The following is a 24,110-nucleotide window of genomic DNA, read 5'->3' as shown; positions in this document are numbered from 1 at the left end:
TCTGTGTCGTACGTGTCATCGACTAGGCTCCGTGCGTCGCGCGAGCGGCCGGAACAGCACGGGGGTGTGCCCATGGCGCCACAGCGGGACACCGGTTCGGGAGCGGAAGCGGAACTTCCCGAGTACGCCGGTCAGTACCGCCTGGAGTCATGCCTCGGGTCCGGCGGCATGGGGGTCGTCCACCTGGCCACCTCGACCTCCGGGCTGCGGCTCGCGGTGAAGGTGGTGCACGCCGAGTTCGCCAAGGACCCCGAGTTCAGGGGGCGGTTCAGACAGGAGGTCGCCGCCGCGCGGCAGGTGAGCGGCGCGTTCACGGCACCGGTCGTCGATGCCGACACCGACAGCGCCCGGCCCTGGATGGCCACCCTCTTCATTCCCGGTCCGACGCTCGCCGAGCACGTCAAGCGGAACGGGCCCATGCCGCCGGGGCAGTTGCGCCGGCTGATGGCGGGGCTCGCCGAGGCGCTGCGGGACATCCACCGGGCGGGCGTGGTCCACCGGGACCTCAAGCCCAGCAACGTGCTTCTCGCCGAGGACGGTCCCAAAGTCATCGACTTCGGGATCTCACGCCCCAAGGACAGCGAACTGCGCACCGAGACGGGCAAGTTGATCGGCACGCCGCCGTTCATGGCGCCGGAGCAGTTCCGGCGGCCGAGAGAGGTCGGTCCGGCCGCCGACATCTTCGCCCTCGGCTCGGTGACCGTCCATGCGGCGACCGGGCGCGGGCCCTTCGACTCCGACAGTCCGTACGTCGTCGCCTACCAGGTGGTCCACGACGAGCCGGACCTCACCGGCGTACCGGAGAACCTCGCCCCGCTCGTGCGGGACTGCCTCGCCAAGGAGCCCGAGGACCGGCCCACGGCGGACGAGCTGATGCACCGGCTGCGGTCCGTGGCCGCCTCGTACGACACCCAGGCGTTCATACCGGCCCAGCGCGAGAAGGGGCCGGGGCCGGGCGGGGAGCGCGCCGTGCGGGATTCACCGGCCGAGAAGACCTCCACGGGCCCGGACGGTACGACCGCGGGCGAGAGGGACGGCGGGCAGGCGGACGCCGCCCCGGGGCGGGGTGAGGCGGGTCGGCCGCGCCGGCGGGTCCTCGTCGTCGCCACCGCGCTGGTGCTGGTCGCGGGCGGGGTCCTCGGCTCGGTGCGGTTGCTCGGCGACGACGGGGACACGGCCGCCGACGGTACGGCCACGCCCCGGGCCACCGTGGCCGCCGCCCCCGCGCTCGAGGCGTGGGCGACGAGGCCGGCGCCGAAGAAGTCCGGGGCGCCGCAGTGCGCGTACGGGGCGGGGGCGCTGGTGTGCGCGCAGCCGGGGCTGGTGTCCGCGTTGGATCCGGCCGACGGCCGGGTGCTGTGGCGGCACCCCGTCACCGGCGACACCAGTGAACCGCCCGTCGTGTCGGGCGGTCTGGTGCACGTCTCGACGGACGGCGGCGGACGGTCGCAGGCCCTCGACCCGGAGACCGGCGAGGTCCGCTGGGAACGGGACCTCACGGCGTACGGCGGCCGCCGGTTCGTGGGCGGTGTGCTCCTGCTGACCTCGGCCGACGGCACCGTCACCGGCCTGGACGGCGCGACCGGCGACACGCTGTGGAGCCGTGCCGTCCCCGGGCAGCGGGAGGCGTACTTCACCTCGTTCGGCGGGGGCGGGCCGGCCTATGTGGCGAGCGTCACCGGCACGGGGACGGGGGCGCGGACGCGGGTCACCGCGGTGGATCCCGAGACCGGGGACGTGGAGTGGGACGCGCGGCTGGACGGTGATCTGAAGCCGGTGGGGGCGAGTGGCAGCGCCCTGTTCCTGCTGGCCGGCGGCGGGGTGTACGGCGACACGGTCGGTGTCGTCCGCCACGACCCCGCGTCCGGGACTACGGACCGGCTCACGCTGCCCGTGCGGCTGGAGCAGGCACTCGCCGTCGTGCGGGGCGACCGCGTCTGTCTGCTGGGCATCGGCGGTGCGCTCGTGACCGTCGACATGAAGGCGGGCAGGCAACTGTGGCGGGCCGAGACGGGGGTGGCGCAGGGCTCGGCGCCCGTGACCGACGGCCGGTACGTGTACTTCACCACGGCGGACGGCCGGCTGCTCGCGCTCGACGCGCGCGAGGGCCGGCTCGCCGGGCAGACTCCCCCACGGCTCGGCGACACCGACCGGGTCGTCGCCGCGCTGCCCACGCCGGTCGTCGCCGACGGACGGGTCCTCGCGGGCGCCCCCGACGGCACGGTGTTCGCGGTGGACGCGGGCGCCCCGGCCGGCTGGTGACCACCCGGCGGACGTGACCGCGGCGGGCCCGGGGGGGTACGTGGCCGGTGGCCGGACCCGCGGTGGACCGGACGCACGGAGGGCCGGACGCACGGAGGGCCGCCGCCGGGGTTCCCTCCCGGCGGCGGCCCAGCGTCCTGGATCCGTGGGGCCTTGGGGCCTTGGGGCCTTGGGGTCAGCCCAGCTTGGAGACGTCGCGCACGGCGCCCTTGTCGGCGCTGGTGGCCATCGCGGCGTACGCCTTCAGCGCGGCGGAGACCTTCCGCTCGCGGTTCCTGGGGGCGTAGACGCCGTTCAGGGCCTGCTCGCGGCGGGCCAGTTCGGCGTCGTCGACGAGGAGTTCGATCGTGCGGTTCGGGATGTCGATGCGGATGCGGTCGCCGTCCTCGACGAGGGCGATCGTGCCGCCGGCGGCCGCCTCGGGCGAGGCGTGGCCGATCGACAGGCCCGACGTGCCGCCGGAGAAGCGGCCGTCGGTGATCAGCGCGCAGGTCTTCCCGAGGCCGCGACCCTTGAGGTACGAGGTCGGGTAGAGCATCTCCTGCATACCGGGGCCGCCCTTGGGGCCCTCGTAGCGGATGACGACGACGTCGCCTTCCTTGATCTCCTTCAGCAGGATCTTCTGGACGGCCTCCTCCTGCGACTCGCAGACGACCGCCGGGCCCTCGAACGTCCAGATCGACTCGTCGACACCGGCCGTCTTCACCACGCAGCCGTCGACCGCGAGGTTGCCCTTCAGCACGGCGAGGCCGCCGTCCTTGGAGTAGGCGTGCTCGGCGGAGCGGATGCAGCCGTTCTCGGCGTCGTCGTCGAGGGAGTCCCAGCGCTCCGACTGGGAGAACGCCTCGGCGGAGCGGACGCAGCCGGGGGCCGCGTGCCACAGCTCGACCGCCTCGGGCGAGGGGGAGCCGCCGCGCACGTCCCAGGTCTTCAGCCAGTCGGCGAGGGAGGCGCTGTGGACGGAGTTCACGTCCTCGTTGAGCAGGCCCGCGCGGTGCAGTTCGCCCAGCAGGGCGGGGATGCCGCCGGCGCGGTGCACGTCCTCCATGTAGTACGTGCGGTTCTTCGCGACGTTGGGCGCGACCTTCGCCAGGCAGGGCACACGGCGGGAGACCGCGTCGATCTCGTTCAGGCCGAAGGGGACTCCCGCCTCCTGGGCGGCGGCCAGCAGGTGCAGGATCGTGTTGGTGGAGCCGCCCATGGCGATGTCGAGGGCCATGGCGTTCTCGAAGGCCGCGAACGAGGCGATGGAGCGCGGGAGGACCGTCTCGTCGTCCTGCTCGTAGTAGCGGCGGGTGATGTCCATGACCGTGTTGGCCGCGTCGACGTAGAGCTGCTTGCGGGCCGTGTGGGTGGCCAGGACCGAGCCGTTGCCCGGGAGGGACAGGCCGATGGCCTCGGTCAGGCAGTTCATCGAGTTGGCGGTGAACATGCCGGAACAGGAACCGCAGGTCGGACAGGCGTTCTCCTCGATGCGGAGGATGTCCTCGTCCGAGATCTTGTCGTTCACGGCGTCGGAGATCGCGTCGACCAGGTCGAGCGTGCGGACCGTGCCGTCGACGAGGGTGGCCCGGCCGGACTCCATGGGGCCGCCGGAGACGAAGACCGTGGGGATGTTGAGCCGCAGGGCGGCGTTCAGCATGCCCGGGGTGATCTTGTCGCAGTTGGAGATGCAGATCAGGGCGTCCGCGCAGTGGGCCTCGACCATGTACTCCACGCTGTCCGCGATCAGGTCGCGGGAGGGCAGGGAGTACAGCATGCCGCCGTGACCCATGGCGATGCCGTCGTCGACGGCGATCGTGTTGAACTCGCGGGGGATGCCGCCGGCCTCGCGGATCGCCTCGCTGACGATCCGGCCCACCGGCTGGAGGTGGGTGTGGCCGGGCACGAACTCGGTGAAGGAGTTGGCGACCGCGATGATCGGCTTGCGGCCGATGTCCGCGCCCGGTACACCGGAGGCCCGCATAAGGGCGCGGGCGCCCGCCATGTTGCGGCCGTGGGTGACTGTGCGGGACCTCAGCTCGGGCATCGTCGCTCGCCTCGCTCCTTCGGAGAGTTATGACTGAAGTCGAGCGTACGCCGGTTATCCAGTGGGCGGACACATCGTCCGGATGACGGGACGGGCGTCTCGGTTTCCGGTGTCCTCAGGGGGATGCCGTCAGGTGGGCCTGCACGACGGGAGCCACTCGTCTGATGATCTGCTCGGGGTCCGCCGACGCCAGGGGCTCGACCTTGATCACGTAGCGGACCATCGCGATCCCCACCAGCTGCGCCGCCGCCAGCTCGGCGCGCAGTTCCGCGTCCGGGGTGTCCAGCCGGCCGGCGATACGGCGGAGCACCTGGGTGGCGATGATCCGCCGGAACACGGCGGCGGCGGTGTCGTTGTTCACGGCCGACCGCACGATCGCGAGCAGGGGCGCACGGGTCGCGGGGTTCTCCCAGACGCCGAAGAAGAAGCGGGTGAGCCGTTCGCCGACGGCGTCGAGGGGGCCGTCCTCGACGGCTCTGGGCGCCTCGACCGCCGGGGCGAAGGAGAGCGTGATGGCCGCCTCGAACACCTGCTCCTTCGTGCCGAAGTAGTGGTGCACGAGCGCCGAGTCCACCCCGGCGGCCTTGGCGATCCCCCGGACCGACGTCTTGTCGTAGCCCCGCTCGGAGAACTCCTCGCGGGCCGCGGCGAGGATGCGGTCGCGGGCGGCGGGAGCGTCGGCCGCTTCGGTACGAGGGGGCCGTCCCCGGCGGCGCGGGGTGGCCGACGTCACGGCCGCGGGACCTTCGCGGAGGAGGCGAGGTGCAGCCGGGTGAACGCGAGGGCCTCGGCGAGGTCGGCCTCGCGCTCGGCGCCCGACATGGCCCGGCGGGTGTTGACCTCGATCACGACGTGGCCGTCGAAACCGGAGCGGGCGAGCCCTTCCAGCAGCGCGGCGCAGGGCTGGGTGCCGCGGCCCGGCACGAGGTGCTCGTCCTTGGCGGAGCCCCGGCCGTCGGCCATGTGGACGTGGCCGAGGCGGTCGCCCATGCGGTCGACCATCTCCAGCGCGTCGACGCGGGAGGTCGCGGCGTGGCTGAGGTCGATCGTGAAGTGCCGGTAGTCGTCCTTGGTCACGTCCCAGTCGGGGGCGTAGGCGAGCATCTCGCGGTCGCGGTAACGCCAGGGGTACATGTTCTCGACGGCGAACCGTACGTCCGTCTCGCCCGCCATGCGCCAGATGCCGGTGACGAAGTCGCGCGCGTACTGGCGCTGCCAGCGGAACGGGGGGTGCACGACGACCGTGCTCGCGCCGAGCTTCTCGGCGGCCGCCTGGGCGCGCTGGAGCTTCACCCACGGGTCGGTGGACCACACCCGCTGGGTGATGAGCAGACAGGGGGCGTGGACGGCGAGGATGGGGATCTGGTGGTAGTCGGAGAGGCGGCGCAGGGCCTCCATGTCCTGGCTGACCGGGTCGGTCCAGACCATGACCTCGACGCCGTCGTAGCCGAGGCGCGCGGCGATCTCGAAGGCCGTCGCCGTGGACTCCGGGTAGACGGAGGCCGTGGACAGGGCGACCTTCGCGTCCGGGATCCGCACCACTTCTGCCACGCAGCACAGCCTAAGGGGTGGGCTTCGCCGTGGGGGGCAGGGGCGGGTTGTCGGCCGGGAGCGGGTGGGCTTCACCACGGGGGGCCGGGGCGGGTTGTCGGCCGGGAGCGGGTGGCCCTCAGCATGGGGGGCCGGGGCGGGTTGTCGGGCGGGAGCGGGTGGCCCTCACCACGACACGGCGGAACGGAGCGGGACGCGACCGGCGCGGGCCTGCCGTGGGCCGTGGGGCCATTGGTCCGGCGGGGTGTCATGGGGCCTTGGGGCCGGCGGGGCCGTGGGGCCGACGGGGGCTTCGCGGTGGCTGGGCGGCGGGGCCGTGGGACCACCGGGCCTTCGCGGTGGCTGGGCCACGGGTCCTGCGCGGTCGCAGGGCCACGGGTCCGACGAGCCGCCAGGTCGTGGGACCACCGGGCCACCGCCGTCGCAGGCCACACAACCGCCGGGACGCTGGACCACCGGACCCCCGCGGACACCGGGCCACCGCCACCGCCACCGCCACCGCGGGCCACAGAACAGTGCGGGTCGCTGGACCGCCGACCCGCAGGACCGCCGGACCCCCGCGACCACAGAACCGCCGACCGCAGGGCCCCGCGCCGCTCCCGCGTCCCTCGAAGGCCCGCGGCCCGCGGCCCCCGGTCCGGGGAAGGGGCCCCTACGTCGGGCCCATGTGGTCCAGGCGGCGCAGGATGACGCCTTCGCGGAGGGCCCAGGGGCACACCTCCAGGGTCTCCACCTCGAAGAGGTCCATGGCGCCCTCGGCCACCAGCGCCCCGGCGAGGAGCTGGTTCGCGCGGCCCTCGGAGACGCCGGGGAGGGCTGCTCGCTGGGCGGTGGTCATCCCGGCCAGCTTGGGGACCCAGGACTCCAGCGCCTGGCGCCTGAGGTCGCGCTGGACGTAGAGGCCCTCGGTGGAGCGGGCGGCGCCGCCGATACGGGCGAGCTGCTTGAAGGTCTTGGAGGTGGCGACCACGTGGTCGGGGGCGCCGAATCGGCTGAACTCGCCGACCGTGCGGGCGATCTGGGCGCGGACGTGGCGGCGCAGCGCGCGGACGTCGTCCGGGGCGGGCGGGTCGCCCGGGAGCCAGCCGGCGGTGAGGCGGCCGGCGCCGAGCGGCAGGGAGACGGCCGCGTCGGGCTCCTCGTCGATGCCGTAGGCGATCTCCAGGGAGCCGCCGCCGATGTCGAGGACGAGCAGTTTGCCCGCGGACCAGCCGAACCAGCGGCGGACGGCGAGGAAGGTCAGCCGGGCCTCCTCCGCGCCGGTGAGCACCTGGAGTTCGACCCCAGTCTCGTCCTTGACGCGGGCGAGGACGTCGTCGGCGTTGCTGGCCTCGCGCACGGCGGAGGTGGCGAAGGGGAGCATCTCCTCGACGCCCTTGTCCTCGGCCGCCTGGAGTGCGTCGTGGACGACGGCTATGAGTTTGTCGACCCCGTCGTGGCCTATGGCGCCGTCCTCGTCGAGGAGCTGGGCGAGGCGCAGTTCCGCCTTGTGCGAGTGCGCGGGCAGGGGGCGCGCGCCCGGGTGCGCGTCCACCACCAGCAGATGCACCGTGTTCGATCCCACGTCGAGGACACCGAGTCTCATGGACGGAACGCTACTGCCAGAGAGGCCGTGCGCCGTCCTCCGCGCGGGCTTCGGCGCCGTACCCTGGACGGGTGCCAAAGACGAAAAAGGCAAAGGCCGACAAGTCGGCAGTGGCGGCCGCGGCGGACGCCGGGTCTTCGCGGGCGAGGGCGGCGACCAAACCCCCGAAACCGCGGAAGGGCTCTCCGGAGCCCGACGAGAAGGGGCTCGATTTCGCGCGCGCCTGGGTGGAGTTCCCTGATCCGGCGGACGAGGAACAGGTCTTCCGCTGCGATCTGACGTGGCTGACGTCCCGCTGGAACTGCGTCTTCGGCAGTGGCTGCCAGGGCATCCAGGCGGGGCGCGCGGACGACGGTTGCTGCACCCTGGGCGCGCACTTCTCGGACGAGGACGACGAGAAGCGGGTCGCCGAACATGTGGCGAGGCTCACGCCCGAGATCTGGCAGTTCCACGACGTGGGCACCCGGACCGGGTGGGTCTCCGAGGACGAGGACGGGGAGCGGCAGACCCGGCCGTACAAGGGCTCGTGCATCTTCCAGAACCGTCCGGGTTTCGCCGGCGGGGCGGGCTGCTCGCTGCACATCCTGGCCCTGCGCGAGGGGCGCGAGCCGTTGGAGACGAAGCCGGACGTGTGCTGGCAGCTGCCGGTCCGGCGCACCTACGACTGGATCGACCGGCCCGACGACACCCGGGTGCTGCAGGTGTCGATCGGCGAGTACGACCGGCGCGGCTGGGGTCCCGGCGGCCATGACCTGCACTGGTGGTGCACGTCGGCGACGTCGGCGCACGGCGCGGGTGATCCGGTGTACGTGTCGTACCGGCCGGAGCTGATCGAGCTGATGGGCAAGGCCGCGTACGACCGGCTGGTGGAACTGTGCGAGGAGCGGTTGGCGTCCCGGCTGCCGCTGGTGGCGCCGCATCCGGCGGATCCGGTGAGGCCGGTGGATCCGCAGCGTCTCGTGGACCCGGTGGTGCCGTAGGCCGGCCCGGTCGGCACCGGCCTCCCGCGTCCCGCGTTCCGCCCCCCGCCTCCGGCGTCTCGTGGCGTCCCCCGCCCGCGGCCTCAGGGCGCGGGCGGGGGATCGCCGCCGCCGTCGCCCGGCGGGGGCGGGTCGGCGGGACCCGTGGGGGCCTGGTCGGTGGGGGTCGGAGTCGGTTCCGGCTGGGTGGGGCCGGTGGGCGTGGGCTCCGGGTCGGGCTGCGGGGGCGGCGCGGTGGGCCTCGGCGAGCCGGGGTCCGGGACGGGTGCGGTCGGGCGGGGGTCGTCCGGGCGCGTGGGGACCGGCCCGTAGCCCTCGATGGTGACCACGGTGCCCGCGGGGGCGAGCGTGACCTGCGCGGTCCAGTGCCCGGCGGGTTCCCTCAGCTGGTCCACGTACACCTTGATCGTCAGCGACGCGCCGGGTTTCAGGGTTCCCGAGGAGTGGCTGAGGTAGAGCCAGTCGGCGCCGGTGCGGGCGGACCAGGCGACGGGGGAGTCGCCGGTCGCGCGCAGGGTGATGAGGGTGGTCTCGCCGTGGTTGCGGGCGGTCACGGCGAGCGCGCCGCCGCCCTTGCCGCGGGTGACCTCCACGGAGACGTCGTCCGAGTCGCGCCCGCCCCGGCGGGCGCCGGGTTCGGCCCTGGCGCTGCCGGCGTTCTCGTACGCGCCGGAACCGTCACCGACGGTGCCGTCGCCGTCGCCCTGTTCCTCGCCGGAGGCGACCGACCGGCCGTCGACGCCCTCCCCGATGAGGGGGGCGCCCCGGTAGGCGGCCCAGAGGGCGAGGACGGGGGCGGCGACGACGGTGGCGACGACCGTGGTGGTGACGGCACGCGCGCGGAACCGGTCGCGGCGGGCGGCGCGGTCCCTGGGGTCCATGGGGAAGCCGCGGCGGTCGAAACGCGGGGCACGGGCGCGGGTGAGGTGGCCCATCGCGCCGTACAGGGCCGCGCGCGGCGCTTCGAGGACGGGCAGTGCGGCGGGGGTGACGCTGGTGCCGGGCCAGCGGCCGGGGACGGCGCGCTCGGCGGCGCGGCGGCAGACGGGGCAGTCGTCGACGTGCCGGACGAGCTCGCGGCGCAGAGCGGCGCTGAGGACGAGCTGCTGGTCGCCGGCGAGGAGGGCGACGCGGGGGCAGGCGCCGGTCTCCACGACGGCGAGGGCGGCGCGGGTGCGCTCCACCTCGCAGGCGGCGGAGGAGAGCAGTTCGCGTGCGGCGGCCGCGTCGGTGCCGAGGACGTCGGCGACCTCCTGGGCGGTGAGCTGGTGGCGGACAGCCAGTTCGAGCGCCTCACGCTGCTCGGGGGTGGTGCCGGCGGCCTCCGGCCAGGCGAGCCGGGCGAGTTCGCGCCGCCGTCGGCGCTCCTCCTCCTCGGACAGGTGCGGCGCGGCGGCCCGTACGCCGTGCTGGGGCTCCGCGCCGAGCGGGGCGCGGCGGCCCTGGGCGTGTGCGCCGGGGCGCGTCTGCCGGGTCTCGGCGAGCTTGCGCAGACAGGACCAGCGCGCCAGCGCGTACAGCCAGGAACGGCGCCGCTCCTCACTGTCCGGGCCCCGGCGGCGCTCGGCGAGGGCGAGGGCGTCCCCCAGGGCGGCGATCGCCAGGTCGTGGTCGCACAGCACCGACATGCAGTAGGTGAACAGACCGTCCAGGTACGGCTCGTAGCGCGCGGGCGGGCGCTGCGCCACCGCGCGCGCCGCAGCCCGATCGCGCGCCTCGCTGTGCGCCCGGTGGGCGCCGGCGGTGCGGGTCGAGGTCTCCGGACTGATGCTCATCATTCGTGGACGGTAGGCGTCCGGAAGCAGCACCTTCTCGCCACTTGAGCACTTTTACTCCGTACGGGTGAAACGATCCCTCATAAGGGGACAGGAACACGGGTCCCGCGGGGCACTGGCCGAATGTTGTGCACTTTGTTGACCGTCACAAGAAAACAGCCCTACATTCCTTCCGGGGTCGAGCCGCCCCCGAGTACGAGCGTGCACCGCCCCCGTCCCCCCCTCGCGCCGACAGGAGCCCCACCTCTCATGGCCGTACGCAGTCGCCGCTCCACCCGCACCCTCACCGCCCTGGCCACGGTCGTCGTCCTCTCCGCGACCAGTGCCTCCGTCTCGACCGCCGCTCCCCGGGCTGCCACCGGTTCCGTCGAACGCCTCTCCGGCACCCTGCCCGACGGCGCCGCCTGGATAGCCGACGTGCCGGAGAACTGGAACGGCACGCTGATCGTGTTCAGTCACGGCTTCGGCGTCACGACGCCCCAGAACGCCCCCCGCGAGGCCGTCCGCCTGCGCCTCCTCGAAGAGGGCTACGCCCTCACCGGCTCCTCCTACGACACCAGCGAGACCCTCTGGGCCCTGGAGAGCGCGGAGCGCGACCAGGTCGCGACGATCAGGGAGGTCACCGAGCGGATCGGCGAACCCGATCGCACGCTGTCCGTCGGCCAGTCCATGGGCGGCCTGGTCAACGCCCGTCTCGCCCGCTCCGGCGCCGGCGGCATCGACGGTGCGCTGGGGCTGTGCGGGCTCGTGGCCGGCGCGAACGACCTGCACGCCTACCAGCTGGACGCCGAGTACACGATCGCCCGCCTGCTGCTGCCGGACACCCCGGTGAAGCTGGTGGGCTTCGCCTCCGAGGCCGAGGGCGCCGCCAGCGGCCGCCTGCTGACCGACGCGGTGGCCGCCGCGCAGAAGACCCCCGAGGGCCGTGCGCGTGTCGCCCTCGCCGCGGCGTACCTGAACCTGCCGACGTGGGCCGTCGGCAAGGACCGCCCCGCCGCGGGCGACCACGACGAGCAGCAGGCCCAGCAGGCCTCGTGGCTCCTCCAGGGCGTCCTCGACCGGGTCGTGCCGGCCCGCTTCCACGTCGAGAAGGCCCTCGGCGGCAACAACTCCGGCAACAGGGGCATCGACTACGCGCGCGTGCTGGCGACCTCCCGGCACGCGCCCCTGGTCAAGGCGCTCTACCGGAAGGCGGGCCTCGATCTGCGGGCCGACCTGCGGAACCTGACCGCGCACGCCGACATCGCCGCCGACCCGGCCGCGGTGGCCGCCGGCCGGCGCACGTCCTCCGCCGGACAGGGCCTCGCCGTGCCCCTCCTCGACATCCACACCACCGCCGACGACCTCGTCCCCACCGAGCAGCAGTCCCGCTTCGCCGCGCGGCTCCGCGCCTCCGGGGACGCCGCGCTCCACCGCCAGGCGTACGTGGAACGCCAGGGCCACTGCAACTTCACCACGGCCGAGACGGTGGCCGCCCTCCACGCGGTCGAGTCCCGCCTGGACAAGGGCCACTGGGGAGCGACGGCCACCGCGGGCGCCCTCCAGACGGCCGCACTGGCCCTGGACCTGGACGGCGCGGCATACGTCCCGCACCGCCCGGCCCCCCTGACCATCGGCCGCCCCCTGTAGCCCCACCACCGCCTGACTGCGGGCGGACCACAGAAGAAGCCGCGCCCCCCGGGCGGCCGAGGCCCTCACGGCGGATCGGCCGCCCTTGGCCAGGAGGGCTCCGTCCCCCTGAGCGGCCGACGCCCGGCGGGCAAGCCGCTCACGAACGCAAGAAGCCCTCCGGGCGGCCGACGCCCCACGCCGATCGGCCGCCCACGGACGGAAGGGCCGTGTCCAACGCACCACAGGAGCCCCGGAACGCAGGCTCCCCCTGCGTTGTCAGTGGCCTCCGCTACGGTTCCTGCATGGCTGCCCGTACCAAGTCCACGAAAGACCGCCCCTCCTACCGCTGCACGGAATGCGGCTGGCAGACGGCGAAGTGGCTGGGCCGCTGCCCCGAGTGCCAGGCCTGGGGCACGGTCGAGGAGTACGGCACCCCCGCCGTCCGCACCACCACCCCCGGCCGGGTCACGACCTCCGCCCTCCCCATCGGCCAGGTCGACGGCCGCCAGGCCACCGCCCGCCCCACCGGCGTCCCCGAGCTGGACCGCGTACTCGGCGGCGGTCTCGTCCCCGGCGCGGTCGTCCTCGTCGCGGGCGAACCCGGCGTCGGCAAGTCCACCCTCCTCCTCGACGTGGCCGCGAAGTCCGCCAGCGCCGAGCGCCCCACGCTCTACGTCACCGGCGAGGAGTCCGCGAGCCAGGTCCGCCTCCGGGCCGACCGCATCGACGCCCTTCACGACCACCTCTATCTCGCCGCCGAGACCGATCTGGCCGCCGTTCTCGGCCACTTGGACGCCGTCAAGCCCGGCCTGCTCATCCTCGACTCGGTCCAGACGGTCGCCTCCCCGGAGATCGACGGCGCCCCCGGCGGCATGGCCCAGGTCCGCGAGGTCGCGGGGGCGCTGATCCGCGCCTCGAAGGAACGCGGCATGGCGACCCTGCTCGTGGGCCACGTCACCAAGGACGGCGCGATCGCGGGCCCCCGCCTCCTGGAGCACCTCGTCGACGTCGTGCTGCACTTCGAGGGCGACCGCCACGCCCGTCTCCGTCTCGTACGCGGCATCAAGAACCGCTACGGCGCCACGGACGAGGTCGGCTGCTTCGAGCTGCACGACGAGGGCATCACCGGCCTCGCCGACCCCAGCGGCCTCTTCCTCACCCGCCGCGACGAGCCCGTGCCCGGCACCTGCCTCACCGTCACCCTGGAGGGGCGCCGCCCCCTCGTCGCCGAAGTGCAGTCGCTCACGGTCGACTCCCAGCTGCCCTCCCCCCGCCGCACCACCTCCGGCCTGGAGACGTCACGCGTGTCGATGGTCCTGGCCGTGCTGGAACAGCGTGGCCGGATCGCCGCCCTGGGCAAGAGGGACATCTACTCCGCGACGGTGGGCGGCGTGAAGCTGTCCGAGCCCGCCGCGGACCTCGCGATCGCGCTCGCCCTGGCGTCCGCGGCGAGCGACACCCCGCTGCCCAAGAACCTGGTGGCGATCGGCGAGGTGGGTCTGGCCGGCGAGGTCAGAAGGGTCACCGGTGTGCAGCGCCGCCTCGCGGAGGCGCACCGCCTCGGCTTCACGCACGCGCTCGTTCCGTCCGATCCGGGCAAGGTGCCTCCCGGTATGAAGGTGCTGGAAGTGGCGGACATCGGGGACGCGCTGCGGGTGCTGCCCCGATCCCGTCGTCGAGAGGCCCCACAGGACGGCGAGGACCGCCGGTAGACTTTGCCCAGGTCTCGCCCGTCCGTACGAACCACGTGTGCGAAACGGGAGCGCCCCAGAACCTGCGACCGGAGGAGTGCAGTGGCAGCCAACGACCGGGCAGCAGCTCCCGGAAAGTCCGGTGGGAGCTCCGGTGCCGATGGCCTGATGCGCGCCTCACTGAGCGCCGTGGCCCCGGGCACGGCCCTGCGCGACGGGCTTGAGCGCATTCTCCGCGGCAACACCGGCGGACTCATCGTGCTCGGTTCCGACAAGACCGTCGAGGCGATGTGTACGGGCGGGTTCGTCCTGGATGTCGAGTTCACGGCGACGCGGCTGCGGGAGCTGTGCAAGCTGGACGGCGGCATCGTCCTCTCCTCTGACCTGTCGAAGATCCTGCGCGCGGGTGTCCAACTGGTCCCGGACCCGACGATCCCGACGGAGGAGACCGGCACCCGGCACCGCACCGCCGACCGCGTGAGCAAACAGGTCGGGTACCCGGTGGTCTCCGTCTCGCAGTCGATGCGCCTCATCGCGCTGTACGTCGACGGGCAGCGCCGTGTCCTGGAGGACTCGGCGGCGATCCTCTCCCGCGCCAACCAGGCCCTGGCGACCCTGGAGCGGTACAAGCTCCGCCTGGACGAGGTCGCGGGAACGTTGTCAGCGCTGGAGATCGAGGACCTGGTGACGGTCCGGGACGTGTCGGCGGTGGCCCAGCGTCTGGAGATGGTCCGGCGCATCGCGACCGAGATCGCCGAGTACGTCGTCGAACTGGGCACGGACGGCCGCCTGCTGGCCCTCCAGCTGGACGAGCTCATCGCGGGCGTGGAGCCGGAGCGCGAGCTGGTGGTCCGGGACTACGTCCCCGAGCCCACGGCCAAGCGTTCCCGTACGGTCGACGAGGCGCTGTACGAGCTGGACGCCCTCTCCCACGCCGAGCTCCTCGAACTGCCCACGGTGGCCAGGGCCCTGGGCTACACGGGCTCCCCCGAGGGCATGGACTCGGCGGTCTCCCCGCGTGGCTTCCGCCTCCTGGCGAAGGTCCCCCGGCTGCCCGGCGCCATCATCGACCGCCTGGTGGAGCACTTCGGCGGTCTGCAGAAGCTGCTCGCCGCGAGCGTCGACGACCTCCAGACGGTCGACGGCGTCGGCGAGGCTCGCGCCCGCAGTGTCCGCGAGGGCCTGTCGCGCCTGGCGGAGTCCTCGATCCTGGAGCGCTACGTCTAGGGCGACCGGCCGAACCCACCACCGTCCACACCCCCGGCGGGCCACGGCTGCACGCGCGCCCGGCGCCGCGCCCCGACGGACCGCCCGTCAGGAGGCCCGCCACCTGCCCGTTCCCGAGCACCCGCCGGCGCGTCCACCCCGGAGGGTCAGTCCTTCTCCAGTACGAACGAGGTCCGGTCCTTGGCCAGGCCGGGGGCCTTCGCCTCGACGAGGTACGTGCCGGGCTTGGCCGAACCGGCGGACGGGGTGGCGCAGTTGGGGGCGCTGGGGTCCCGGTTCCACTGGACGGTGTAGGTGACCTGGTCGCCGGCCGGGACCCGGAACAGCAGGCTGCCCGCGGTCTCGTGGCAGTCGTCGGACGACCAGAACGCGTCGTCGGCGCCGGTCGGCGTGATCGTCACGACCGTGTGCTCAGGCCCCAGGTCGAGCTTGCAGTCCTTGCCCGAGGAGTTACGGGCGACGAGCTCGAACGTGGGATCCGTGCCGGGCGCGTAGGCGTTGCGCACACTGCGGATGCTCAACTTCACCGCCGAGGACGTGCAGTTGGGCAGACTGGACCCCACCGGCACCTGCTCGCCGGACGTGCTTCCGCCGCCGCTCCCGGTGCCGCCGCCCTGCGAGCCGCCGCCGGTGCCCGTACCGCCGTCACCATCGCCGGACCCGGAACCCGAACCAGTGTCCGAGCCCGAACCGGAGCCGTCGCCCCCGGAGCCGGACCCGTCGCCCGTCTCGTCACGGCCGCCCGGCGCCTGACTGATCGCCGGGCCGGAGCCGGAGGGCCCGGGGGTGATGGAGGGCACGGGGTTCTTGCCGTTGGAGCCGCCCGCGTCGTTCTTGCCGTTGCCGCCACCGCTGGTGACGACCCATACGACCAGCAGGGCGAGCACGCCGAGGACGGCCAGCATGACGGCCCTCCGTCGCCAGTAGATGGTGGAGGGAAGCGGCCCGACCGGATTGCGCAGAGATCCCACGGCGCAAACTGTACGAGAGATCAGGCACGTAACTGGCCCCACCCGCCGCCCTGAACCGCAACTTTTCCGGATCATCATCCCGGTCGGCCCGACTCACCGCCGATCAGGGAAGTCAACGGTCGCGGTCAGTAACGACGAGGACGGAACGGACACCGTCCGTGATCATCCCGATCAGGCGGGCGCGAGGTCAACTCCCGTATCGGCGTGACATGTTCACCGGGCCGGTGCGCGAGTCCCCCGGATCGGCCGCCGACGCCCCGCCTCCCCCGGCCGGGTTCGCGATCGCACCCCTTGCACCTCTGGCCATGCCCCAGCCACCGCCGCCCCACCGGACCCGCCTGCGACAATCGTCCCCACCGCGGACCAGTTGGAGGACGACCATGCACCACACCGTGCCGCCGGGTGCGCGGCCCTTGCGGAAGCTGGGCTTTCTGACCATCGGCCTGTTCGACGAGGCGGATCCCCGTCGGGGCCACGAGTCGACCCTGGAGATCATCGAGCTGGGCGAACAACTCGGCTTCGACAGCGCCTGGCTGCGCCACCGTCACCTCCAGTACGGCATCTCCTCCCCCGTCGCCGTGCTCGCGGCAGCCTCACAGCGCACGCGCCGCATCGAACTGGGCACCGCCGTCATCCCGTTGGGCTGGGAGAACCCGCTGCGGCTCGCGGAGGACCTGGCGACGGTCGACATCCTGTCCGGCGGCCGGCTCAACCCCGGCGTCAGCGTGGGCCCGCCGATGCACTACGACACCGTCAGGTCGGCGCTCTACCCCGACACCGCCGACGCCGAGGACTTCAGTTTCGAGCGGGTCCGGCGGCTCCTCGGCTTCGTCCGCGGCGAGGCGGCGACGGACTTCCGCGGCACCGAGGGGTTCGAGGTCTTCTCGGACCGGGTCCAGCCGCGCTCCCCCGGCCTCGGAGACCGCATGTGGTACGGCGGCGGCAGCCTGCGGTCGGCCCGCTGGGCCGGGGAGAACGGGATGAACTTCCTCACCAGCAGCGTCGTGAAGGCGGAGCCGCCGGAGGCGACGCGGAGCGAGGAGCGGCAGGAGGAGGGGGCGCAGGGGACGCCGGACTTCGCCGCGATCCAGCTCTCGCACATCCGGCAGTTCCGCGCGCACCACCCCGACGGGGAGCGGGCGCGGGTCTCGCAGGGACTGGTGGTGATCCCGACGGACTCCGCGAGCGCGGAGCAGCGGGCCCGCTACGAGGCGTACGCCGCCGCCCGGCTGCCCCGGACGGCGGCTCCGCAGGGGCCGGGCCGGCTGCTGTTCGCGCCGGACCTCGTGGGAACGGCCGAGGAGATCGCCGAGCGGCTGCACGCACAGGTCGCGTTCCGCGAGGTCGACGAGGTCGCGTTCGCCCTGCCCTTCACCTTCGAGCACGAGGACTACGTGCAGATCCTGACGGACATCGCGACGCGGCTGGGCCCGCGGTTGGGGTGGACGGGCGCCCAGTAACGTGCCGGGGCTGCGCCCCGTGCCCCTCAGCATGAAGGCCGGGCCGCGGGCCCATGCCTTCAGGGGGAGGGCGGGCCGCGGGCCCGATCCTCCAGGGGCGCGGGGAACCGCGCGACCAGCCCCCATCCACCCGCACCGGCCCTCCGCATCCCACGGCCCCGCCCACCCGCCGCGCCCCCACCACCCCGGCGGAGCGACATGGCAGGATCGGATGCGCCATGACTGCACCCACCAAGCCCCAGGGCAACACCGTCGACCCGACCCCGTCCGCCTCCCCCCTGCACACCCCGGTGATCGCCTGGTTCGAGACGCACGCGCGGGATCTTCCGTGGCGGCGGCCGGAGGCCGGCCCGTGGGGGGTGATGGTCAGCGAGTTCATGCTGCAGCAGACGCCGGTCAACCGTGTACTGCCGGTCTACGAGCAGTGGTTGGCCCGCTGGCCCCGCCCCGCGGACCTCGCGAAGGAACCGCCGGGTGAGGCGGTGCGCGCGTGGGGCCGGCTCGGCTATCCGCGCCGGGCGCTGCGGCTGCACGGCGCGGCGACGGCCATAACGGAACGGCACGGCGGCGACGTACCGAAAGACCACGCGCAACTGCTGGCGCTCCCGGGCATCGGGGAGTACACGGCGGCGGCCGTGGCGTCGTTCGCGTACGGGCAGCGGCACGCGGTGCTGGACACGAACGTCCGCCGGGTCCTCGCCCGCGCGGTCACCGGGACGCAGTACCCGCCGAACGCCACGACGGCCGCCGAGCGGAAGCTGGCGCGCGCCCTGCTACCGGAGGACGAGGGCACGGCGTCACGCTGGGCGGCCGCGTCGATGGAGCTGGGCGCGCTGGTGTGCACGGCGAAGAACGAGTCCTGCCACCGCTGCCCCATCGCCTCCCAGTGCGCCTGGCGGCTCGCCGGGAAGCCCGCGCACGACGGGCCGGCGCGCCGGGGCCAGACGTACGCCGGGACCGACCGTCAGGTGCGCGGCAAGCTCCTCGCCGTGCTGCGGGACGCGATGGAGCCCGTGCCGCAGGCGGTGCTGGACCGGGTCTGGGACGAGCCGGTGCAGCGGGCCCGCGCGCTCGACGGCCTGGTCTCCGACGGCCTGGTGGAGCCCCTCCCCGACGGCTTCTACCGCCTTCCCCTCACCTGACAGCCCTCATCCGGCATCTGACGACCGGCCTGGCGACACACGGAGTCCGTCACGGCGATCCGGCGGACTCCGTCACAGCCATCCCACAGCCCCATGGGGGCGAATCACCCGATACCCGCCCCCCATCGCCCCTCGCTTTACCCCGTTCCTACTTCTGTTACACAACCGACGGACAGCCGCGCGTTCTCCGCAGGCTGCCTCGGACACCTCCGTGACAACAGCTCCGTAGCTTCTTCGACGTGCCGCGGGAACACGCGAACGAACCAGCGGGACACAGCGGCGGAACGCACGACCAGAACGCGTTCGGCGGCACGAAGGAGCGGAGGACCGACGGCGCAGACCGCGCGCGGGTCGGCAAACGGGGAACGGAGGCGGTTGATCATGGCGCACGGCGAGGTGCTCGAATTCGAGGAGTACGTCCGCACCCGGCAGGACGCGCTGCTGCGCAGTGCCCGTCGACTCGTGCCGGACCCGGTGGACGCCCAGGATCTGCTGCAGACGGCGCTGGCCCGGACGTACGGCCGCTGGGACGGCATCGCGGACAAGCGGCTGGCGGACGCGTACCTCCGCCGGGTCATGATCAACACGCGGACCGAGTGGTGGCGGGCCCGGAAGCTGGAGGAGGTCCCCACCGAGCAGCTCCCCGACGCCTGCATCGACGACTCCACCGAGCAGCACGCGGACCGCGCGCTCCTCATGGACATCATGAAGGTGCTCGCTCCGAAGCAGCGCAGCGTCGTGGTCCTGCGACACTGGGAGCAGATGTCCACGGAGGAGACGGCCGCCGCCCTCGGTATGTCGGCCGGAACCGTGAAGAGCACGCTCCACCGTGCGCTGGCCCGGCTCCGCGAGGAGCTGGAGTCGCGGGACCTCGCAGAGCGCGCCCCCCGCGCGCTCGCACCGAACAAGGAGCAGGAGCGTTGCGCGGCCTGAGCACAGCGGCCGGCCCGGACCAGGGGACCCGGCAGGCCACGAAGGCGGTGATCACGGCGGTGGCCGTGCTCGCCGCCCTCGGCCTTTCCGTCTCCGCCTGCGGCACGGGCGGCACCGGCGCACGCGACGAGGGCCCGGCGGACAGCGAGTCGCTGGCCACCGGCGCCGCGTCACCGGCCGTCTCCGCCTCGGCGCACGGGGACCAGCCGAGCGTGGCGGAGGTCGTGCGGATCGTCCGGGCCGACCCTCAGGTCAGCAGGGCGGTGAAGGCCGACCTGGAGCCGTGTGTGGCCGACAAGCCGCCGATCGACGTCATCTACGGCGATCTGACCGGGAGTTCGGCGGACGACATCGTGGTGAACGTGCTGTCCTGCGCGGACGCCGTCGGCGTGGCCTCGTACGTGTACCGCTCGGAGAAGGGCCGGTACCGCAGCGTCTTCCGCTCCGAACAGCCGCCGGTGTACACGGAGATCGACCGGGGGGACCTGCTGGTGACGCGGCAGCTGTACGAGAACGACCGGTACGGCGACCCGTCCGCGTATCCGTCCAGCGAGGACGTGACCACCTACCGCTGGCTGAAGGACCGCTTCGTCGAACGGTCCAGCACACGCACGGAGTACAGCACCTCGGTGGGCGGCGCGGAGACACCCAGCCCCGAACCCCACTGACGCCGGCCCCCTTTCCCCACCCCACCGATCACTACCGAGAGCGGACGAGAAGACCGGATGGCAGAGCAGACCCACGTCCTGTTCGTCGAGGACGACGATGTCATCCGCGAGGCCACCCAGCTCGCGCTGGAGCGGGACGGCTTCGCGGTCACGGCCATGCCCGACGGGCTGTCGGGCCTGGAGGCGTTCCGGGCGAACCGGCCGGACATCGCCCTCCTCGACGTCATGGTCCCCGGCCTCGACGGGGTCTCGCTGTGCCGCCGCATCCGTGACGAGTCGACCGTCCCGGTGATCATGCTCTCGGCGCGCGCCGACTCCATCGACGTCGTCCTCGGTCTGGAGGCGGGCGCCGACGACTACGTCACCAAGCCCTTCGACGGGGCCGTGCTGGTCGCCCGGATCCGGGCGGTGCTGCGCCGTTTCGGGCACGCGAGCGGCGGCGACGCGCGGGCCGACGGCGACGGGTCCGCCGGCACCGGCGGGGTCCTCACCTTCGGTGAGCTGGAGGTCGACACCGAGGGCATGGAGGTGCGCAGGGCCGGCGACCCGGTGGCGCTGACACCGACCGAGATGCGGCTGCTCCTGGAGTTCTCGTCGGCCCCGGGCACGGTCCTCTCCCGTGACAAGCTCCTCGAACGCGTCTGGGACTATGGCTGGGGCGGCGACACCCGTGTCGTCGACGTCCATGTGCAGCGGCTGCGCACGAAGATCGGCCAGGACCGCATCGAGACGGTCCGCGGCTTCGGCTACAAGCTCAGGGCCTGAGCGGGGCCGCCGGTATGGCCATGAGGGGGACACGAGGACGGCGGGGGCCGGGAGCGCCGGTCGGGGCCGGTACGGAAACCGCCCGGCCGAGAAGCGGTGCGGCCGTCGGTCCGGGCGCCGTGGCCGGCCGCGGCGGGGGCGACGGCGGCGGGAACGGTGTGGGCGCGGGCGGCGGGCGAGGGGCCGGAGCGGGCGGCCCGGGTGCCGGTGCCGCCGACGGCGTCGACACGGTCTCCGGAGGTCCGGTCCCGGGTCTGCGCACCGGACTGCGCTGGCAGCTCAGCGCCGCGATCGCGTTCGTCGGGGCGCTGGTGGCGATCGCGCTGAGCCTGGTCGTGCACAACGCGGCGCGGGTGTCGATGCTGGACAACGCGCGTGACCTGGCCGACGAGCGCATCCAGGTCGCCCAGCGCATGTACGAGTCGGGGCGCCCCCTGAAGTCGGGGGCGTTCGGGGTGCGGATCAACGATCCCGGCATCCCGCCGGACCTGCTGGCCAAGGTCATGGAGGGCCGCCGGGCGACGTACGTCTCGGAGGGTCCCGACGGGGTGCCGGACATCTGGGCGGCGGTGCCGTTGAAGGACAACCGGGTGCTGTCGCTGCACACGCACACGGACCACAGCTCCACGGTGCTGAGGGATCTCGACCAGGCCCTGATCATCGGCTCGATCGCGGTCGTCTTCGGCGGCTCGGCCCTCGGTGTGCTCATCGGCGGGCGGATGTCGCGCCGGCTGCGCAAGGCGGCCGCCGCCGCGAACCGGGTCGCCAAGGGCGAGACCGATGTCCGTGTGCAGGACGCGATCGGCGGGATCACGCGGGACGAGACCGCCGAGCTGGCGCGGGCGGTGGACGCCATGGCCGACACGCTGCGGCAGCGCATCGAGGCGGAGCGCCGGGTGACGGCGGACATCGCCCACGAGCTGCGCACCCCGGTGACGGGTCTGCTCACCGCGGCGGAGCTGCTCCCTCCGGGCCGCCCCACCGAGCTGGTCCGCGACCGGGCCCAGGCGCTGCGGACGCTCGTCGAGGACGTGCTGGAGGTGGCACGGCTCGACGGCGCGTCGGAGCGGGCCGAGCTGCAGGACATCCTGCTGGGCGAGTTCGTGAGCCGGCGGGTGGCGGCGCGGGACGCGGGCGTGCGCGTACGGGTGGTGCACGAGTCGGAGGTGACGACGGACCCCCGCCGTCTGGAGCGGGTGCTGCTGAACCTGCTGGCCAACGCGGCCAAGCACGGCAAGCCGCCCATCGAGGTGTCCGTCGAGGGGCGGGTCATCCGGGTCCGTGACCACGGTCCCGGCTTCCCCGAGGAGCTGCTGGCCGACGGCCCGCGCCGCTTCCGGACCGGCGCCTCGGACCGCGCCGGCCAGGGCCACGGCCTCGGGCTCACCATCGCCGCCGGTCAGGCCCGGGTGCTCGGCGCCCGCCTCACCTTCCGCAACGTCCGCCCGCCCGGCGCCGCGGACTCCGTCCCGGCGGAGGGCGCCGTCGCCGTCCTCTGGCTCCCCGAACACGCCCCCACCAACACGGGCAGCTACCCGATGCTGCCGGTGACGGGGGAGACGGCCTGACGACAGCCTGAAGGACAAGGGCGTGAACCCCTGCCCTTCGGGAGGCGGCGCGTCTCGGGAGACGGTGCGGGCCACAAGGCGGTGCGCCTCGGGAAGCGGTGCGTGCCGGGAAGCGGTGCAGGCCGCAAGGCAATGCGGGCCGGGAAGCGGTGCGACTCGGGAGGCGGTGCCGCCGGGCTCGTCTGCTACTCCGCCGCCACCGGCGGCGCCCCGGCCCCGCGCAGCGGAACCTCCTTCACGAACACCGCGGCCGCCAGCGCGAGGGCGGCCACCACCGAGCCCAGCAGGAACGCCGAGTGCGTGCCGGAGGCCACCGCGTACTGGTACGCCTCCCGCGCGGCCGCCGGCAGCTTCGCCAGGCTCGCCGCGTCCAGCTGCGCGGACTGCTCGGTCACCTTGGACCCGAGCGCACCGGCCCGCTCGGCCATGACGTCCTGGACCCGGCTGTTGAACAGCGCGCCCATGATCGCGACACCGAAGGACGACCCGAGCGTCCGGGACAGCGTGGTCGTCGAGGACGCGACACCCATGTCCTTCATCTCGACGCTGTTCTGCGCGACGAGCATGGTGATCTGCATCAGGCAGCCCATGCCGGCGCCGAGCACCGCCATGAAGATCCCGGACGTCAGCCGGCTCGTCCCCGTGTCCATCTGCGCCAGCAGGAAGAGGCCCACGATCATCAGGACGCTGCCGACGAGGGGGAAGACCTTGTAGCGTCCGCTGCCCGTGGTCACCCGCCCGGCGACCATCGACACCACGAGCATCGCGCCCAGCATCGGCAGCAGCAACAGCCCGGAGTTGGTCGCGGACGCGCCCTGCACGGACTGCTGGTAGAGGGGCAGGAAGAGCACCGCGCCGAACATCACGAACCCGGTGATGAAGCCGATCAGGGACATCAGGGCGAAGTTCCGGCTGCGGAAGATGTGCAGCGGCATCACCGGCTCGGCCGCCTTGGTCTCCACGAACAGGAATCCCGCGAGCGCGGCCACACCGATCGCGGCCAGCTCCATGATGACGGCCGACCCCCACGCGTACTCGGTCCCGCCCCACGTCGTGACCAGCACGATCGCCGTGATGCCGACGGTGAGCAGGGCCGCGCCCAGGTAGTCGACACTCCGCGCCGAGCGCGCCTCGCGCGACGGCTTCGGCAGGTGCAGGACGGCACTGATGGCGGCCAGGGCCAGCACGCCGAGCGGCAGGTTGATGTAGAAGGACCAGCGCCATCCCCAGTGGTCGGTGATGGTCCCGCCGACCAGCGGCCCCGCGATCATCGCCAGGGCCATGACACCGGCCATCATGCCCTGGTACTTGCCCCGCTCCCGCGGCGGGATCAGGTCGCCGATGATCGCCATGACGCCGACCATGAGGCCGCCGGCGCCGAGGCCCTGCAGGGCCCGGAAGCCGATCAGCTGCCCCATGTCCTGGGCCATGCCGCTGAGCGCCGAACCGATCAGGAAGATCACGATCGAGGTCATGAAGACGCTCTTGCGGCCGTAGAGGTCGCCGAGCTTGCCCCAGACGGGGGTGGAGGCGGCGGTCGCGAGCGTGTACGCGGTCACCACCCACGACAGGTGTTCGAGCCCGCCCAGCTCACCGACGATCGTCGGCATCGCGGTGCCCACGATCATGTTGTCGAGCATCGCGAGCAGCATCGCGATCATGAGGGCGAACAGCACGACGCGCACACTGCGCGGCTGCGGCTCCTTGGCCCCCTCGCCCCCGCCGGGGACCCCGCCGGAAGCCCTCTCGGAGGTTTCGCCGGGGGCGGCGTCACGCACCGCGTCACGGACCGGTTCGTCGGCCACGGCGGCGTAACCCGCTGCCCCTCCGGCCCCACCGTCCCCTCTGATCGCTTCCTTCTCGGTGTCCGCGCTCATGACGGTCCTCCCTCT

General features: G+C 73.4%; 18 protein-coding genes. 11 read left to right on the top strand and 7 right to left on the bottom strand.

Going from position 1 to position 24,110, the window contains the following annotated elements; all coding sequences use genetic code 11:
- Positions 1-72 precede the first annotated feature (72 nt).
- Positions 73-2,262, top strand: a complete 2,190-nt coding sequence (locus GSY65_RS21320; RefSeq protein ID WP_159771228.1) for a serine/threonine-protein kinase — start codon at positions 73-75, stop codon at positions 2,260-2,262.
- 175 nt (positions 2,263-2,437) lie between these two features.
- Here the strand turns inward: GSY65_RS21320 and ilvD are convergent, their stop codons facing one another.
- The 4 genes from ilvD to GSY65_RS21300 all read right to left on the bottom strand — a co-directional run bounded on the left by ilvD (position 2,438) and on the right by GSY65_RS21300 (position 7,427).
- A complete protein-coding gene (ilvD, locus tag GSY65_RS21315) occupies positions 2,438-4,291 on the bottom strand; it encodes a dihydroxy-acid dehydratase (protein ID WP_159771226.1) in 1,854 nt (617 codons plus the stop codon).
- Positions 4,292-4,406: 115 nt separating this feature from the next.
- Positions 4,407-5,024, bottom strand: a complete 618-nt coding sequence (locus GSY65_RS21310; RefSeq protein WP_159771224.1) for a TetR/AcrR family transcriptional regulator — start codon at positions 5,022-5,024, stop codon at positions 4,407-4,409.
- Positions 5,021-5,842, bottom strand: a complete 822-nt coding sequence (locus tag GSY65_RS21305; RefSeq protein ID WP_159771222.1) for a sugar phosphate isomerase/epimerase family protein — start codon at positions 5,840-5,842, stop codon at positions 5,021-5,023. The genes GSY65_RS21310 and GSY65_RS21305 overlap by 4 nt, the downstream gene beginning before the upstream one ends.
- A gap of 652 nt (positions 5,843-6,494) precedes the next feature.
- On the bottom strand, positions 6,495-7,427 hold the full coding sequence (locus GSY65_RS21300; RefSeq protein ID WP_159771220.1) for a Ppx/GppA phosphatase family protein: 933 nt from the start codon (positions 7,425-7,427) through the stop codon (positions 6,495-6,497).
- Between the two features lie 71 nt (positions 7,428-7,498).
- Between GSY65_RS21300 and GSY65_RS21295 the strand changes: the two genes are divergently transcribed.
- Positions 7,499-8,407: a hypothetical protein gene (locus GSY65_RS21295; RefSeq protein ID WP_159771219.1), complete on the top strand. Its 909-nt coding sequence runs from the start codon at positions 7,499-7,501 to the stop codon at positions 8,405-8,407.
- 83 nt (positions 8,408-8,490) lie between these two features.
- Here GSY65_RS21295 and GSY65_RS21290 read toward each other — a convergent pair whose 3' ends face one another.
- Positions 8,491-10,185 carry a BACON domain-containing protein gene (locus tag GSY65_RS21290; protein WP_159771217.1) on the bottom strand — a complete coding sequence of 565 codons (1,695 nt, stop codon included), beginning with the start codon at positions 10,183-10,185 and terminating at the stop codon, positions 8,491-8,493.
- 246 nt (positions 10,186-10,431) lie between these two features.
- Between GSY65_RS21290 and GSY65_RS21285 the strand changes: the two genes are divergently transcribed.
- The 3 genes from GSY65_RS21285 to disA all read left to right on the top strand — a co-directional run bounded on the left by GSY65_RS21285 (position 10,432) and on the right by disA (position 14,711).
- Positions 10,432-11,811: an alpha/beta hydrolase gene (locus GSY65_RS21285; RefSeq protein WP_159771215.1), complete on the top strand. Its 1,380-nt coding sequence runs from the start codon at positions 10,432-10,434 to the stop codon at positions 11,809-11,811.
- Between the two features lie 284 nt (positions 11,812-12,095).
- On the top strand, positions 12,096-13,505 hold the full coding sequence (gene radA / locus GSY65_RS21280) for a DNA repair protein RadA (RefSeq protein WP_159771213.1): 1,410 nt from the start codon (positions 12,096-12,098) through the stop codon (positions 13,503-13,505).
- Between the two features lie 81 nt (positions 13,506-13,586).
- Complete coding sequence (gene disA / locus GSY65_RS21275) at positions 13,587-14,711, top strand: DNA integrity scanning diadenylate cyclase DisA (RefSeq protein ID WP_159771210.1); 1,125 nt, start codon at positions 13,587-13,589, stop codon at positions 14,709-14,711.
- A 146-nt stretch (positions 14,712-14,857) separates the two neighbouring features.
- Here the strand turns inward: disA and GSY65_RS21270 are convergent, their stop codons facing one another.
- Positions 14,858-15,682 carry a hypothetical protein gene (locus tag GSY65_RS21270; RefSeq protein ID WP_159771209.1) on the bottom strand — a complete coding sequence of 275 codons (825 nt, stop codon included), beginning with the start codon at positions 15,680-15,682 and terminating at the stop codon, positions 14,858-14,860.
- 380 nt (positions 15,683-16,062) lie between these two features.
- On the opposite strand from GSY65_RS21270, the gene GSY65_RS21265 reads away from it, so the two are divergent.
- The 6 genes from GSY65_RS21265 (at position 16,063) to cseC (ending at position 22,218) form a co-directional block, all read left to right on the top strand.
- Positions 16,063-17,142 (top strand): LLM class flavin-dependent oxidoreductase, encoded by a 1,080-nt coding sequence (locus GSY65_RS21265; RefSeq protein ID WP_159771207.1) that lies wholly within the window; start codon positions 16,063-16,065, stop codon positions 17,140-17,142.
- 218 nt (positions 17,143-17,360) lie between these two features.
- Positions 17,361-18,284, top strand: coding sequence for an A/G-specific adenine glycosylase (locus GSY65_RS21260; RefSeq protein WP_159771205.1), 924 nt, complete (start codon positions 17,361-17,363; stop codon positions 18,282-18,284).
- Positions 18,285-18,665: 381 nt separating this feature from the next.
- A complete protein-coding gene (locus tag GSY65_RS21255; protein WP_159771203.1) occupies positions 18,666-19,217 on the top strand; it encodes a SigE family RNA polymerase sigma factor in 552 nt (183 codons plus the stop codon).
- Positions 19,205-19,885 (top strand): hypothetical protein, encoded by a 681-nt coding sequence (locus GSY65_RS21250; RefSeq protein ID WP_159771202.1) that lies wholly within the window; start codon positions 19,205-19,207, stop codon positions 19,883-19,885. Before GSY65_RS21255 ends, GSY65_RS21250 begins: the two co-directional genes overlap by 13 nt.
- Positions 19,886-19,942: 57 nt before the next feature.
- On the top strand, positions 19,943-20,650 hold the full coding sequence (gene cseB, locus GSY65_RS21245; RefSeq protein WP_159771200.1) for a two-component system response regulator CseB: 708 nt from the start codon (positions 19,943-19,945) through the stop codon (positions 20,648-20,650).
- A 20-nt stretch (positions 20,651-20,670) separates the two neighbouring features.
- On the top strand, positions 20,671-22,218 hold the full coding sequence (gene cseC, locus GSY65_RS21240) for a two-component system sensor histidine kinase CseC (protein WP_443043245.1): 1,548 nt from the start codon (positions 20,671-20,673) through the stop codon (positions 22,216-22,218).
- Positions 22,219-22,403: 185 nt separating this feature from the next.
- Here cseC and GSY65_RS21235 read toward each other — a convergent pair whose 3' ends face one another.
- Positions 22,404-24,095 (bottom strand): MDR family MFS transporter, encoded by a 1,692-nt coding sequence (locus GSY65_RS21235; protein WP_201452614.1) that lies wholly within the window; start codon positions 24,093-24,095, stop codon positions 22,404-22,406.
- Positions 24,096-24,110 lie beyond the last annotated feature (15 nt).

The sequence above is a fragment of the Streptomyces sp. HM190 genome (assembly GCF_009857135.1).
Lineage (GTDB): Bacteria > Actinomycetota > Actinomycetes > Streptomycetales > Streptomycetaceae > Streptomyces > Streptomyces heilongjiangensis.
Note: the sequence above shows the minus strand (reverse complement) of the source record. Positions and strands in the feature narration are given on the sequence as shown.